Raw genomic sequence first — 13,547 nt, forward strand, 5'->3', positions numbered from 1 at the left:
TGCATCGCGTTTGCCGCCCGGGGCGCGGCGACGCGCTCGAACCTGCGCCATCGCGCGACCCCCACCCTCGTTCCCTCCCCACAAGGGGGAGGGAGGCCGATCGCGCCCCGCTCATGCGACGGTGCGCTCTCATGAAGCGATGGCTCGCCGCGCTCTGGGCCGGCCATCTCGGGCCCATCCTGGCCGTCTGCGTCGCCATCGTGGCGTTGTGGTACGCGGGCGCGGTCTGGATGAACGCCGATCTGCAGCGCTCGGCCTTCGACAACGCCGGGCAGAAGAGCTGGACGACGGGCGAACTCGTGGCCGGCACGCTCGCGCAGGAGCGGCCGCGGCTGCCGGCGCCGCACCAGGTCGCGCAGGAGCTGTGGAAGACCGTGGTGGACACCGCGCCGTCGTCCAAGCGCAGCCTTGTCTACCATGGCGGCGTGACGCTCTCGGCGACGCTGCTGGGCTTCCTGTTCGGGGCCGGGCTCGGCGTCGGCCTTGCGGTGCTGATCGTCCATGTGCGCAGCCTTGAGCGCTCGCTGATGCCCTGGATCATCGCCTCGCAGACGATCCCGATCATCGCGCTGGCGCCGATGATCGTCATCATCCTGAACCAGCTCGACGTTACCGGCATCGTGCCGAAAGCCGCCATCGCGGCCTACCTGTCGTTCTTTCCCGTCACGGTCGGCATGGTGAAGGGGCTGCGCTCGCCCGATCCGCTGCAGCTCGACCTCCTGCGCACCTATTCGGCCTCAAAGATGCAGACCTTCTGGTCGCTGCGGCTGCCCGCCTCCGTGCCGTTTCTGTTCGCCAGCCTCAAGGTGGGCGTCGCCGCCAGCCTCGTCGGGACGGTGGTGGCGGAGCTGACTCAATCCGCCGACGGCGGCTTCGGCGCGCGGCTGCTGGCCGGCTCCTATTATGGCCAGACCATCCAGATCTGGGCCGCCATCTTCGCGGCGGCGTTTTGCGCCTGCGCGCTGATCGCCGCGGTGGCGCTGGCCGACCGCGTGGTCGCCAGGCGCATGGGGTATGCGCGATGAAGCGTCCCGACTGGCTCGCAATCCTGGCGGCGGCGGCGAGCGGGCTTGCGCTCGCGGGTCCGCTGGCGGCGGGCGGCGACGCGCCCGGCTGGGCGCGGCCCTATCTTGCCGCGCTGGTCGCCTCGGCGGTGCTGTGCGCCGGCGGCGCGAACAATCCGGCCCGCTGGCGGCTCGGCTCGCTGATGCTGGCCCTGATGTCCGCGGCCACCGCGGTGGCGCTCATTTGGCTGCTCGGCGCGGGCCTGCAGAGCAACGCCGGCTGGGGCTACGCGGCCGCGCTGGCGGCGGTCTGGCTCGCGGCCTGGCACACGGTGTCGTGGCTGGCGGCGTTGCGCCCGCCGGCGGGCTGGCCGGCGCGGCTGGTCAACCTCGCCGTCCCGCTGATCTTCGGCCTCACGCTGCTGTTCCTGTGGGAGTGCGGCGTGCGGGGCTTCGGCTCCTCGATGATGAAGGTGATCCTGCCCGCGCCGTCCGCCATCGCGGCGCGCTTCGGCTCGTCTCTGCCGACGCTGGGCGCCGACTTCGTGCAGACCTTCAAGGGCGTGACGGCCGGCTACGTGATGGGCTGCGGCGCCGGGATTCTGGCCGCGATCCTGATCGACCGCTCGCCGTTTCTGCAGCGCGGGCTGCTGCCGCTCGGCAATCTCGTGTCGGCGCTGCCGATCGTCGGCGTCGCCCCCATCATGGTGATGTGGTTCGGCTTCGACTGGCAGTCCAAGGCCGCCATCGTGGTGATCATGACGTTCTTCCCGCAGCTCGTGAACACGGTCGCGGGCCTCGCGTCGGCGGGCGCGATGGAGCGGGACCTGATGAAAACCTACGCGGCGAGCTACGGCCAGACGCTCCTGAACCTGCGGCTGCCCGCGGCCTTGCCGTTCATCTTCAACGGGTTGAAGATCAACTCCACGCTGGCGCTGATCGGCGCCATCGTGGCCGAGTTCTTTGGGACGCCCATTGTCGGCATGGGGTTCCGGATCAACACCGAGGTCGGGCGCATGAACATCGACATGGTGTGGGCGACCATCGTGGTCGCCGCGCTGGCCGGCTCGCTCTTCTATGGATTGCTGGCGCTCGCCGAGCGCCGGGCCACCTTCTGGCACGCCAGCTACAGGCAGCGCGCCGGCTGATCGTTCGTTCGCATTCGGGAGGGATACGCGATGAAGAAGCACATGATGCTGGCCGGCCTGGCGCTCGGGGCGCTCGCAGCCGCCACCGCGGCGCAGGCCGCCGACAAGGTCACGATCCAGCTGAAATGGGTTACGCAGGCCCAGTTCGGCGGCTACTACGTCGCCAAGGACAAGGGCTTCTACAAGGACGCCGGCCTCGACGTCACCATCAAGCCGGGCGGCCCCGACGTCGCGCCCCCGCAGGTGATCGCAGGCGGCGGCGCCGACGTGATCGTGGACTGGATGCCGTCCGCGCTCGCCTCGCGCGAAAAGGGCGTGCCGCTGGTCAACATCGCGCAGCCGTTCAAGCGCTCCGGCATGATGCTGACCTGCCGGGCCGAGACCGGCGTGAAGGCGCCCGAGGACCTCAAGGGCCGCACACTCGGCGTCTGGTTCTACGGCAACGAGTACCCGTTCCTGAGCTGGATGGCCAAGCTCAAGATCCCGACCGACGGCTCGGCGGGCGGCGTGAAGGTGCTGAAGCAGGGCTTCAACGTCGACCCGCTGCTGCAGAAGCAGGCCGACTGCATCTCCACCATGACGTACAACGAGTACTGGCAGGTGATCGACGCCGGCATCAAGCCCGAGAACCTCGTGGTGTTCAAATACGAGGACCAGGGCGTCGCCACCACGGAGGACGGGCTCTACGTGCTGGAGGAGAAGCTCAAGGACCCGGCCTTCGTGGACAAAATGGCGCGCTTCGTGAAGGCCTCCATGAAGGGCTGGGAATGGGCGCGCCAGAACCCTAAGGACGCAGCCAAGATCGTGCTCGACAATGACGCCTCCGGCGCCCAGACCGAGAAGCACCAGACGCGCATGATGGAGGAGATCAACAAGCTGACGGCCGGCTCCGACGGCTCGCTCGACGAGGCCGACTACAAGCGCACCGTCGCGACGCTGCTCTCGGGCGGGTCCGACCCGGTGATCTCCAAGGAGCCCACGGGCGCGTTCAGCCACGCCGTGACCGACAAGGCGAAGGCGCTGAAATAAGGCCGCCACGACCCCGGCGCAGCGGCCCCGCTGCGCCGGTCCCGCCCCAGGTCCGCGAGCCTTCAGGCTCGCCAGCGCAGGAGCCGCCGCGCCGAGGCGAGGCTTCGCGGCGCCGAGCGGCCCAACAGAGAACCCCATGTCACCCTTGACGATCCTCCTGCCGCTCGTCGCCCTGCTGGCCGCGACCGCGCTGCCCGTCCAGGCGGCCCTGAACGCGCAACTGGCGCGCGGCGTCGGCAACCCCATCCTGGCGGGGGCCATCTCCTTCGCGGCGGCCGCGATCCTGCTCGCCGGGATCGTCGGGCTGTTCGTGCGGGACTATCCCAGCGCCGAGCAGTGGAGCCGCGTCCCGCTCTGGCTCTTCGTGGTCGGCGGCGCGCTGGGGGCCGTCTATGTCTGCGCCAACATCGTGCTGGTGCCGCGCCTGGGGGCGGCGACGCTGATCGCCTTCGCGATCGCCGGCCAGCTCATCGCGGCCCTGCTTCTGGACCAGTTCGGCCTGCTCGGCCTCGCCATGCGCGAGATCTCGCTCGGGCGCGTCGCCGGCGTGGCGCTCGTGCTGGTCGGGGCCGTGATGGTGCGGGTGCTGTAAGGCCGCTCAGTTCCCGAACCAGACCGGACCGCCGAAGGGCATGATCGCCGCCCCGGGCGGCGGCTCGTTCGGCCGCGGCTCCGGGCCGGCCAGCACCATCGCCCAGTAGAGCGTGGGCCCGCGCGCGCCCGGGCCCGTGGCGCGGGCCAGGCCGATCCGGGTGGCGCCCTTCATCAGCAGGTTCTTGCGGTGTCCGGCCGAGGCCTTCCAGGACGCCATCGCGTCCGCGAGGTCGGTCTGCCCCATCGCGACGTTCTCGGAGGCCATGAAGGCCCGCACGCCGGCGGACTTCAGGCGCGACGGAAAGGACCCGACGACCTCGTGCGACATCTCGCCACGGGCGGCCATCCCGTTCGCCTGGACCTCGGCCGCGCGCACCAGCGCCGGGTCGGACGTCACCGGCCCGAGGCCCTCGGCCTTGCGGAAGGCGCTCACCGCCTGGGCGGCGCGGGTCGACTCGAAGACCGCCGCGGGCCGTTTCGCAAGGCCGGGCCTGGCGGGAGCGGGCGCCTGCGCGGCCGCGTCCTTCGCAGCGCCGGCCAGGGCGAGGCAGAGCAGCGCGAAAGTGACGAGAGGTTTCATGGGGGCCTTGTGGCCAATGATCCGGGCGGGTTTGGGGCGAACAATCTTCAGTTGTAAAGTTTGAACCTGCTCGTAAAGACTTCGATCCTTTGATTAAGATTGATAAAAATGATACTTTGCAAGGGAGAGACCGAAGGTTATCTTGTGGCATTGCCCAAGGGCTCTGCGCGTTAACCAATATTCGCAGGGCCCGTCCGTGAGGACTCCTCATGGTAAAGAAAACGTTCTAGATTAACGCCAATAAGCGGACTTCAGGGCAGCGTCGTTGAGAAGTTAAACTTGGCCGCGCCGAGCGCGCCGCCATGCCTTGGAGCGGTATGCATATGAACCAAGTCATTCAGCCCCGAGAGATCGCCGAAGCCCAGCGTGTCAAAGACGCAGCTGCGGGCGGTTCCGCCCCGGTGCGGGCCAAGCCGCGTTCGGATGTCGGCACCATCGTGCTGCACTGGGCGACCGCGGCGGCGGTGGTGGTCAGCCTCGCCACGGGCCTGCGCATCGGCGGGGACGGGCTCGATTCGGTCGTCGGCCGCGCGCTCTGGTCGGTCCTGCCCCAAGGCGAGGTGTGGACCTGGCACTTCGTCGGCAGTCTGGCGCTGTTCTTCTGCGCCACCGCCTATGCGGTCTACATGGCGCGGGCGGGCCTGATGCAGCGCATCGCGCCGTCGCGCATGCGCGTCCTGACCATGCCGGCCTCCGCGCGGCTGCGCTGGAACGCCGTCAACGTGGTGCTGCACTGGGCGATCTACGCCATCCTGGCGGCCCTTACGGCGACCGGCGTCGCCATGTATCTGGGCTTTGGCGATTGGGTGGTCACCGTTCACGGCCTCCTGGCCACGGTCACGCTCGTCTATATCGGCGTGCACGTCTTCACCCACTTCATGTATGGCGGCCTCGACCAGCTGCTCCGCCTGTTCAAGCCGAGCCCGCTGGCCAGGACGGCCGCCGCCCGGCCCCGGCCTTTCGTGGTCGCGGCCTTCGCCGGCCTGCCGATCGCCTTCGGGGTCGCGGCCCTCGACTACGGAACCCGCGACGCCCTCACCGTGGCGCATGTCGCGACGCCGCCCACGGCGGACGGCAAGCTGGACGACGCCGCCTGGGCCAACGCCCGGCCGGTGCGGGTGCGGACGGAGCAGGGCGCCAATCTGGGCGGGACCGGAACCTCCACCGTCGAGGTGCGGGCGGTCGAGGACGGTCGAAAGATCTACTTCGCCTTCCGGTGGGAGGATCCGACGCGCTCGCAGATGCGGCTGCCCCTGGTCAAGCGCGAGGACGGCTGGCGCATGATCGGCTCGAAGGCCGACACGGCGGACGTGATCGACTTCTACGAGGACAAGCTCGCCGTCCTGTTCACGCGCTCGGACGCCTTCGGCAATGGCGGCTCGACCCATATGGGCCCCGACCCGTTGCCCGGCCAGCCCAAGCCCGTCCACGGCCGCGGCTACCACTACACCACCGACGGCCTCTACGCCGACGTGTGGCAGTGGAAGGCGTCCCGCGGCGGTCTCCTGGGCCGCGTCGACGACATGTATTTCGGCCCGCCAAACGAGGCGAACGAGGCCATGAAGGCCGGCAAGGCGCGCTATCAGGCCGGCTATGACAGCGATCCGGGCACCAGCTTCTACGTCTACAATTACAAGTCCGAAGCGCCGGGCGGATATCGCGGGCCGGTCACGCTGAGCAAGCTGCCCAAGGACTATGCGGCGACCGTCAAGGCGATGGGGACGCTCCACCTCGACCTCAACAAGAGCAACGACGAGGGCTCGCGCTGGTGGATGACCGAGGACGAGGTCGTTCCCTACAGCAAGGAGGCCGACGACAAGATCCCGGTCGGGACCGTGATCCCGGGCGTGCTGATCCAGGGCCAGTATTCGGGAGACCGGGCGGACCTCATGGGCGCCGCCCAGTGGAAAGACGGCTACTGGACCCTGGAGACCAGCCGCGTCCTCGACACCGGCAGCAAATATGACATCCCGTTCAAGAAGGGAGAGCCGATCTACATGTATGTCTCGGTCTTCGATCACACCCAGACCCGCCACACCCGGCACATGAGGCCGATCGTGATCGCGCTGCCCTGACGCCCAGAACGATGCGGGACCGGCGGCGCGCCGGTCCCCTCCCTCGACCCCAAACGTTAAGACCCGGGAGCGTGTCCCGCTCTCCGAAGGAGGATGCATGTCTTCGAAGTGCCAGCTCACCATCAACGGCAAGAGCGTCTCCGCCCTGGTCGGCGCCACCGTCCTGGACGCCGCCCTGGCGGCCCGCATCGCGATGCCGCATGATTGCTGCACGGGGCAGTGCGACAGCTGCCGCGTGACCGTGGAGGGCGGCGTCGACGACCATGGCACCCGCGAAGGCGCGACCGTGCTGGGCTGCCAGGCGACCCTGACCGGGCACGCGTCCATCACCTTCGAGGAAGCGCCCGCCGTCGGCGCCCGCATGGCGAGCGTCTCTTCCATCCGGCCGCTCTCGCCCGACATCGACGAGGTGACGCTGGAGCTCAACAGCCCGCTCCGCTACCTGCCCGGCCAATATGTGAAGCTGTCCTTCAAGGGCCTTCCCGAGCGCGACTACAGCCCGACGCTGGGACTGGGCGGCGAGGCGGACGTGAACCGCCTGTATTTCCACGTCCGGCGCTACCCCATGGGCCGCTTCTCCTCCGCGATCGGCCAGGCCATCAAGGTCGGCTCGCGGCTGAAGGTGCGCGGTCCCTACGGCCATGCCTGGCTGCGGCAGGGGACCGGCCCGCTGGTGCTGGTGGCGAGCGGCACGGGTTTCGCGCCGATCTGGTCGATCGCGGTCGCGGCCCGGCTCGGCCAGCCCGACCGGCCCATCACGGTGATCGCCGGCGCCCGCGATCCGGCCGACCTCTACATGCGCCAGGCCTTCGCCTGGCTGTCGGCCCGCGGCGTCCGGTACCTCACGCTGACCACGAGCGGCGGCCCGGCCTTCGCCGACATGCGCGCCGGTCGCCCGACAGACGCGCTTCCGGCGCTCGGTCCCGACCACACCGTCTATGCGGCGGGCGCGCCCGCCATGGTGGCGGCGGTCAAGCGCATCGCCCAGGACGCCGGGGCGGTCTGCTATGCGGATCCGTTCGTCATGAACGAGACCCCCGCGTCGCTGACGCAGAAGCTCGGCCGCTTCTTCCAGATGACGAATTGGGGATCGCGGTCCGGCGAACCGGGCGCGGCCGCTACGCCGCGGCCACTTCGGTCAGGAACGATTTGACCGCGATGTCCATCTGCTTGGCCTCTTCGGCCATGCGGGCTGCCATCGCCACCATGTCGACCGTAGCGTCGCGGGCGTTCTCGACCGTGGAGCTCAGATTCTCGACGCTGGCGCAGAGCGCGCCGGTGCCCTCGAAGGCGGAGGAGACGCTCTCGGCGATCTGCTCGGTCGCCTGAGACTGGTCGGCGACGACGTGCCGGATCGTGGTGGTCTCGGCCAGCACGTCCGAGAAGGACTGGGCGATCATGTCGATCGACCGGACCGCGTCGTTGGTGGCCTCCTGGATGGCGGCCACTTTGCCGGCGATCACCTCGGTCGCCTTGCCGGTCTCGCCGGCGAGGGCCTTGACCTCGTTGGCCACCACCGCGAAGCCGCGCCCCGCCTCGCCCGCCCGCGCCGCTTCAATGGTGGCGTTCAGGGCCAGCAGGTTGGTCTGGGCCGCGATGCCCTCGATCATCCGCACCACCGCGCCGATCTGGCTGGCGGCCTCCAGCAGCCCGCCCACCTTGCGGGTGGCCACCAGGGCCGTGTCGTTGCCGCGCACGATAACCTCGGCCGCGAGGCTGACCTTGTCGGAGACGCTGCGGATCGCGGTGCTGAGCTGCCCCGTGGCGGCGTCCACCACCATCACGGACGACGTCGTCTGCTTGGACGCCCGGACGGTCGAGCTCGCCTCGTCCTTGGCGTGGCGGGAGATGCCGTCCAGCCCCTGCGCCGAGGCGTTCATGGAGCTGACGCAATCCTGCACGCTGCGCAGGACGGAGCGCATCGTCGCATCGAAGCGCTGGATCGCGGCGTCCAGCGCCGCGCTGCGTCGGCGCACCGCCTCCGCCCCGGCCACGTCCGAGCGCAGCTTGTCGCGCTCCTCCATGGAGTGCTGCAGCAGCAGCACGGCCCGCGCGATGGCCCCGATCTCGTCCCGGCGCTCGGATCCGGTGACCTCGGCCCGCCAGTCGCCCTGCGCCACCGCCACGACCGCGCCGGTGATTTGCGAGATCGCCCGGCTGACGCGCCTGGACACCATGAGGGCCAGTCCGCCGACGAGCCCCAGGGCCAGCAGGCCGGCCGCGACCAGCCACGCCTTGAGATCGGCCGCATGGGCCTCGCCGATCCGCACCGTCTGGTCGCGCAGGGCGTAGACCTCGCCGCGCGGCGCCAGGGCGCAGACCCGGACGTCCTTCATGATGTCGACGCAGTTGGCCACGAAGCGGCCGCTCTCGCTCTCCAGCAGGGTGGTCTCGGGCATGCGGCGCAGGCGCAGGCCCACATTGGGCGCGCCCGACACCGACACGGCCTCGCCGCCGACCTGGATCAGCACGGCCGAGCCGGTAAGCCGGGCGAAATCCTCCAGCACGGCCTCGGACGGCTTGATGCTGCGCAGCCCGACCAGGGCCGCGACCGTTTCGCCGAAGTCGTCGAAGACCGGCTCCACGAACGCCATCGTGAGGACCGAGGTGGACCCGATGTCCAGCTTGGCGGCCATGTCGGCCTCGATCCAGACGAGGTCCTGCCAGGTCGTCGGCATGGAGCGGTCGTTCGACGCCATGATGGAGCTGACGCGGGCCAGAACCGGGCTGGCGCGCAGCGCCTGGTCCATCTGCACCAGGTCGGCGCGCTTCGACGACGTCCCGATCACCCGCGACTTCAGGTCGATGACGGCGATCATGTCCAGGTTCGCGGCGCGGACGGCGGCGTCCAGCGGCTCGCTCATGGCGACGACGTTGCGCGACTGGATGGCGCGGAAGATGTCGACCCGCTGGGCCACCACGCCCAGCCGCCGGGCCGCGTCGCGCTGCAGCGTGTCGAGCCGCGCCTTCGACAGGTTCGCCTCGGCCCGCAGCGTCTCCGCCAGCTTGGCGACCGACAAGCGGGCCAGCTCCTGCGACTGTTCGCTGAGCCCCCGCTCGACCCGGATCAGCGTGCCGCCCACGAGCGCGACGAGCGCGACGCTCGTGGCGATGAGCATCACGCTGATCAGTTTCGCGCTGAGGGAGCGGAACAGCATCCTGCTATTGCGCCACGGGCACGCCGCCCAGGTCGTTCACCACCTGCTTGGCCTTGTCGCTGGAGGCGAACTGGATGAAGGCCTTGGCGTCCGTCGTGACGGTCTGGGGCTTGTGGATCAGGCCGACCACAACGGCGCTCGGATAGTCCGGGGCGGTGGGCGCCTTTCCGTCGATGCTCAGCACGACGACGCTGTCCTTCAGGGCGGACGAGAACGGTCCGAAGCCGACGGCGCCTTCCACGGCGCGGACGGTCTCGACCGCCTCCTGGGTGGTCGTGGCGGTCTTCGACTTGCCGGTCAGGACGAGGTCTTTCCAGCCCGGCATGGAGGCGCGCAGCACGCCCAGCGTGCTGTCGCCGTCCTCGCGGCGGACCACCTTGATCTTCAGGTCGGCGCCGCCGACCTCCTGCCAGTTGGTCACCGCGCCGGAATAGATGTCGGCGATCTGCTTGCTGGTCAGCGCCGTCACCTTGGCGTCCGCATGGACGAAGAAGGCCGACGGGATCTTGACGATCGGCGTCAGCACCAGGCCCTGAGACTTCTCGGCGTCCGACAGCGGCCGGGCCACGCGGCCGACGACCTCCTGGTCGGTCGAGACCGCCACCACGGCGCCGCCCGAACCGATGCTCGGCGGCACCTTCACGGCCACGGCCGGATGGTCGGCCGAGAAGGCCGCGCCCACCGCCTTGAGGATCTCGATGCCGTCGCCCGTTCCGGGCACGGTCAGGTCTGCGCTATGCCCTGGCGCCACAAGGGCCGGGGTGAAGGCCGCCGCGATCGCGCCGGCAAGGAGGATACGAGGAAAGGTCATGGAAGCCTCGGCTAGCCAATTCTTGCCGAAGCATAAGACCCTCTGATTAAGAGAGCCTGAAAAGCGCCCTTATACCTGTCGTAAATGCAACCTGAGGCTGTAACGCCACGATGGGTTCGCCCGCCGACAACCAGTGAATGAGTTCGACCAGAGCCAGTCCCAGCGCGGCCCCGATGACGACGCCGGCCAGTCCCACGGCGACGGCCGCCAGCACGGGATGGGCCGCGACGCCCGCTTTCGGGAAATTCCTGAGGGAATACAGCGAGCCGGTCGGCATGGTCCGCTCCATCGACGGCCGCACGAGGCGGCTCCCTCACCCTGGCCTGACGCGGCGCCCCGGGGCGTGACGGATCGCACATCGCGCGGCGAAGGCGGACCCGGCGCGGGGCGCGTCAATTCACCACGGTCACGCGGCGGCGGCGGCGCGCCGGCGCGGCTTGGACGGACGCATGCGGGCCCAGACCCGCCAGCCCAGCAGGGCGGCCAGCAGGACGGCGTAGATCACCGGCCAGGTGATGTCCCGCTTCACCAGCCACCAGTAATGCACCACCCCCAGGATCGCGATGGCGTAGATGGCCTGGTGCAGCCGGGCCCAGCGGGGCCCGCCGAGGCGGCGCACCCATCCCTTGGTGGAGGTGACGGCCAGCGGCGTCATCAACACCAGGGCCGCGAAGCCCACGGTGACGAAGGGCCGCTTCAGGATGTCCTTGGCGATGGCGCCGGCTTCGAACACCATGTCGAAGCCCACATAGGCGAAGAGGTGGACGAACCCGTAGAAGAAGGCGAACAGCCCCAGCATGCGGCGGAACTTGATGGGCCAGTTCCAGCCGCTCAGCCGCCGCAGCGGCGTCACCGCCAGGGTGATGAGCAGGAAGTGCAGGCACCAGTCGCCCGTCGCGTGCTCGATGGTCTCGGCCGGATTGGCGCCGAGCATCTCCGGGTCGACGAACACGCCGTAGACCAGGCGCAGCGCCGGGATCAGCGCGGCGAGGAAGACGACCGGCTTGGCGATGCGCACCCAGTCCCGGCGCCGCGCCGACGCCGGCGGGGCGGCCCTGGCCGGAGCCGCGGCGCGGGACGGGGGCTTTTCCGTGACGGTCATCAGTGGTCGATCTTCAGATCCATGCCCGCATACAGCGAGGCGACCTGGTCCGCGTAGCCGTTGAAGAGCTCGGTCTGCCGGCTGGCGAAGAGCGCCGGCAGCAGCCGTTCGCGCTTCTGGCTCCAGCGCGGGTGGTCCACGTCCGGGTTCACGTTGGAGTAGAAGCCGTATTCGTTGGCGGCGGCCTTGTTCCAGGCCGTCCCCGGCTGCTGCTCGACGAACTCGATCTTCACGATCGATTTCACGCTCTTGTAGCCGTATTTCCACGGCGTCACGATCCGCACCGGGGCGCCGTTCTGGTTGGTGAGGGTCTCCCCATAGGCGCCCACCGTCAGCAGCGTGAGCGGGTGCATGGCCTCGTCGATGCGCAGGCCCTCCACATAGGGCCAGTCCAGCACCGGGATGCGCAGGCCCGGCATGGTCTCCGGCTGCATCACGGTGGTGAACTTGACGTATTTGGCCTTGCTGGTCGGCCCCACTCGCTTGGCCAGCTCGTTGAATTCGAGCCCCACCCAGGGCACCACCATGGACCACGCCTCGACGCAGCGGAACCGGTAGACCCGCTCCTGCAGCGACATCTTGAGGATGTCCTCGATGCCGATGGTCATCGGCTTCTCGACCTCGCCGCCGATCTCGATGGTCCAGGGACGGGTTTTCATCTGGTCGGCGGACGCCGCCGGGTCGTATTTGCCCGTGCCGAACTCGTAGTAGTTGTTGTAGCCCGTCACGATCTTCTTGGTCGTGGGCTCGGCGTTGACGCTGAACTTGGCGTTGCGCGGCGCATCGAGCTTGTCCAGCGCGGGGGCCGCCGCGAAGGCCGGCGCGGGCAACCCCATGGCGGCGGCCGCCCCGAGCCCCGCCGCGGACTGCACGAAGCGCCGGCGGTCGAGGAACACGTCGCGGGGCGTGATCTGCGAAGGAGCGATGGTGGGATAGCGGAACGACATCTGGGTTCTCCGACGCACAAGGCGGGCGATGGCGGCGAGCGCGCCCTGAGCCCATGGCAGATCGGGCTTGCGCGGTCGCAGTCAAGCGCCGTGCGGCGATCACGACAACTCACGATCCCGCGTGAGGCCCGGCGCCGGGAGGGGTCCGGTCAGCCGGCCCGGCCCAGAAAGGCCTCGACGGCCTCGCGCCGGGGCAGGGGGGCGACCGCCCCATAGCCCAAGGTCGAGAGCGCCGCCGCCGCATTGGCGTAGTCCGCGGCCTGGAACGCGTCGCCGCAGCGCAGCCACTCGGACAGGAACGCGCCGTCGAAGGCGTCCCCCGCCCCGGTCGCGTCCACGGCCTCGACCTTGTGGGCCGGGATGACCCGGCGCTCGCCCGGCAGCGCCACCATGGCCCCGTCGGTCCCCATCGTGAGGGCCACGATCCGGCACCCCAGGCGGAGATAGAAGTCGCAGATCTCCTCCGGACCCTGCAGCCCGGTGAGCTGCCTGGCGTCGTCCAGGCCGGGCCGGGCGATGTCGCTCATCGCCACCGCGGCGTGCGTCACCGCCCGGGCCCGCTCCAGGGGCCACAGGCGAAGCCGCAGATTGGTGTCGTAGCTGATGGTGGTCCCGGCCTCGCGGGCCAGCTTCAGCGCGTGGAACACGGCGTCGCAGGCGCTGGTCGAAATGGCCTGGCTGATCGCCGAGACGTGAAGGACCCGCGCCGACGCGATCTTGGCCGCCGGAACCTCCGACGCCATCACGAGGCTCGCGGCCGACCCCGCCCGGTAGTAGCTGAAATGGTGGCCCTTGGCGTCGTGGCTGATGAAATAGAGGCCGGTTGGCGCCCCGGGGCGGGTCAGCACGGACGAGCGGTCGACGCCCTCCCGGTCCCACAGGTCGGCGATCTGGCGCCCGAACGCGTCGTCTCCGAGCGCCGTGAAATAGGCCGCCTTGGCGCCGTTGCGGGCCGCCGAGATCGCCGCGTTGGACGTATCCCCGCCATAGCCCGGCAGGAACAGCATCTCGCCCTGGCGTTCGACCTGGTTGAACTCTACGAGGGGCTCGCCCATCGCCAGCACGTCCAGGGCTTTCATCGGCTATCCGTTAAATCGTT

Annotated in this window: 13 protein-coding genes; 6 read left to right on the forward strand and 7 right to left on the reverse strand. The window is 69.6% G+C overall.

The features are described 5' to 3' along the window. The first annotated feature begins 131 nt into the window (after window positions 1–131). From ABEG18_RS25610 to ABEG18_RS25625, 4 genes are all read left to right on the forward strand, one after another. Window positions 132–1,025: an ABC transporter permease gene (locus ABEG18_RS25610; protein WP_406855849.1), complete on the forward strand. Its 894-nt coding sequence runs from the start codon at window positions 132–134 to the stop codon at window positions 1,023–1,025. Between the two features lie 182 nt (window positions 1,026–1,207). Then, a complete protein-coding gene (locus ABEG18_RS25615) occupies window positions 1,208–2,152 on the forward strand; it encodes an ABC transporter permease (RefSeq protein ID WP_406858711.1) in 945 nt (314 codons plus the stop codon). Between the two features lie 30 nt (window positions 2,153–2,182). Then, window positions 2,183–3,181, forward strand: a complete 999-nt coding sequence (locus ABEG18_RS25620) for an ABC transporter substrate-binding protein (protein WP_406855850.1) — start codon at window positions 2,183–2,185, stop codon at window positions 3,179–3,181. A gap of 136 nt (window positions 3,182–3,317) precedes the next feature. Further along, window positions 3,318–3,773, forward strand: a complete 456-nt coding sequence (locus ABEG18_RS25625) for a DMT family transporter (protein ID WP_406855851.1) — start codon at window positions 3,318–3,320, stop codon at window positions 3,771–3,773. A gap of 6 nt (window positions 3,774–3,779) precedes the next feature. Here the strand turns inward: ABEG18_RS25625 and ABEG18_RS25630 are convergent, their stop codons facing one another. Continuing rightward, complete coding sequence (locus ABEG18_RS25630; protein WP_406855852.1) at window positions 3,780–4,355, reverse strand: CAP domain-containing protein; 576 nt, start codon at window positions 4,353–4,355, stop codon at window positions 3,780–3,782. A gap of 323 nt (window positions 4,356–4,678) precedes the next feature. Here ABEG18_RS25630 and ABEG18_RS25635 point away from each other — a divergent pair, with 323 nt between their 5' ends. Together ABEG18_RS25635 and ABEG18_RS25640 are read left to right on the forward strand one after the other, a co-directional pair. Further along, entirely contained in the window at window positions 4,679–6,430 is a 1,752-nt protein-coding gene (locus ABEG18_RS25635) for an ethylbenzene dehydrogenase-related protein (protein ID WP_406855853.1), read from the forward strand. Between the two features lie 97 nt (window positions 6,431–6,527). Then, window positions 6,528–7,583 carry an FAD-binding oxidoreductase gene (locus ABEG18_RS25640; protein WP_406855854.1) on the forward strand — a complete coding sequence of 352 codons (1,056 nt, stop codon included), beginning with the start codon at window positions 6,528–6,530 and terminating at the stop codon, window positions 7,581–7,583. Here ABEG18_RS25640 and ABEG18_RS25645 read toward each other — a convergent pair. The 6 genes from ABEG18_RS25645 to ABEG18_RS25670 form a co-directional block, all read right to left on the reverse strand. Continuing rightward, window positions 7,549–9,588 (reverse strand): methyl-accepting chemotaxis protein, encoded by a 2,040-nt coding sequence (locus ABEG18_RS25645; protein ID WP_406855855.1) that lies wholly within the window; start codon window positions 9,586–9,588, stop codon window positions 7,549–7,551. The genes ABEG18_RS25640 and ABEG18_RS25645 overlap by 35 nt on opposite strands. A gap of 4 nt (window positions 9,589–9,592) precedes the next feature. After that, a complete protein-coding gene (locus tag ABEG18_RS25650) occupies window positions 9,593–10,399 on the reverse strand; it encodes a PstS family phosphate ABC transporter substrate-binding protein (RefSeq protein WP_406855856.1) in 807 nt (268 codons plus the stop codon). A gap of 46 nt (window positions 10,400–10,445) precedes the next feature. After that, a complete protein-coding gene (locus ABEG18_RS25655) occupies window positions 10,446–10,676 on the reverse strand; it encodes a hypothetical protein (protein WP_406855857.1) in 231 nt (76 codons plus the stop codon). A gap of 129 nt (window positions 10,677–10,805) precedes the next feature. Further along, on the reverse strand, window positions 10,806–11,501 hold the full coding sequence (locus tag ABEG18_RS25660) for a sulfite oxidase heme-binding subunit YedZ (protein ID WP_406855858.1): 696 nt from the start codon (window positions 11,499–11,501) through the stop codon (window positions 10,806–10,808). After that, the gene (msrP, locus tag ABEG18_RS25665; protein WP_406855859.1) at window positions 11,501–12,448 is read right to left on the reverse strand and encodes a protein-methionine-sulfoxide reductase catalytic subunit MsrP; all 948 of its coding nucleotides are present in this window, start codon (window positions 12,446–12,448) and stop codon (window positions 11,501–11,503) included. The genes ABEG18_RS25660 and msrP overlap by 1 nt, the downstream gene beginning before the upstream one ends. Window positions 12,449–12,597: 149 nt before the next feature. Beyond that, window positions 12,598–13,527 (reverse strand): sugar kinase, encoded by a 930-nt coding sequence (locus ABEG18_RS25670; protein ID WP_406855860.1) that lies wholly within the window; start codon window positions 13,525–13,527, stop codon window positions 12,598–12,600. Between the last annotated feature and the right edge of the window lie 20 nt (window positions 13,528–13,547).

The organism is Alsobacter sp. KACC 23698 (assembly GCF_045348435.1).
In the GTDB taxonomy this organism is placed as follows: domain Bacteria; phylum Pseudomonadota; class Alphaproteobacteria; order Rhizobiales; family Beijerinckiaceae; genus Alsobacter.

Excerpts from the sequence above, each read along its gene's own strand:
- msrP (WP_406855859.1), bottom strand. The coding sequence starts at position 12,448 with ATGTCGTTCCGCTATCCCACCATCGCTCCTTCGCAGATCACGCCCCGC.
- ABEG18_RS25610 (WP_406855849.1), top strand. The coding sequence starts at position 132 with ATGAAGCGATGGCTCGCCGCGCTCTGGGCCGGCCATCTCGGGCCCATC.
- ABEG18_RS25640 (WP_406855854.1), top strand. The coding sequence starts at position 6,528 with ATGTCTTCGAAGTGCCAGCTCACCATCAACGGCAAGAGCGTCTCCGCC.
- ABEG18_RS25630 (WP_406855852.1), bottom strand. The coding sequence starts at position 4,355 with ATGAAACCTCTCGTCACTTTCGCGCTGCTCTGCCTCGCCCTGGCCGGC.
- ABEG18_RS25670 (WP_406855860.1), bottom strand. The coding sequence starts at position 13,527 with ATGAAAGCCCTGGACGTGCTGGCGATGGGCGAGCCCCTCGTAGAGTTC.
- ABEG18_RS25625 (WP_406855851.1), top strand. The coding sequence starts at position 3,318 with ATGTCACCCTTGACGATCCTCCTGCCGCTCGTCGCCCTGCTGGCCGCG.
- ABEG18_RS25660 (WP_406855858.1), bottom strand. The coding sequence starts at position 11,501 with ATGACCGTCACGGAAAAGCCCCCGTCCCGCGCCGCGGCTCCGGCCAGG.
- ABEG18_RS25620 (WP_406855850.1), top strand. The coding sequence starts at position 2,183 with ATGAAGAAGCACATGATGCTGGCCGGCCTGGCGCTCGGGGCGCTCGCA.
- ABEG18_RS25615 (WP_406858711.1), top strand. The coding sequence starts at position 1,208 with ATGCTGGCCCTGATGTCCGCGGCCACCGCGGTGGCGCTCATTTGGCTG.
- ABEG18_RS25655 (WP_406855857.1), bottom strand. The coding sequence starts at position 10,676 with ATGCCGACCGGCTCGCTGTATTCCCTCAGGAATTTCCCGAAAGCGGGC.
- ABEG18_RS25650 (WP_406855856.1), bottom strand. The coding sequence starts at position 10,399 with ATGACCTTTCCTCGTATCCTCCTTGCCGGCGCGATCGCGGCGGCCTTC.
- ABEG18_RS25635 (WP_406855853.1), top strand. The coding sequence starts at position 4,679 with ATGAACCAAGTCATTCAGCCCCGAGAGATCGCCGAAGCCCAGCGTGTC.
- ABEG18_RS25645 (WP_406855855.1), bottom strand. The coding sequence starts at position 9,588 with ATGCTGTTCCGCTCCCTCAGCGCGAAACTGATCAGCGTGATGCTCATC.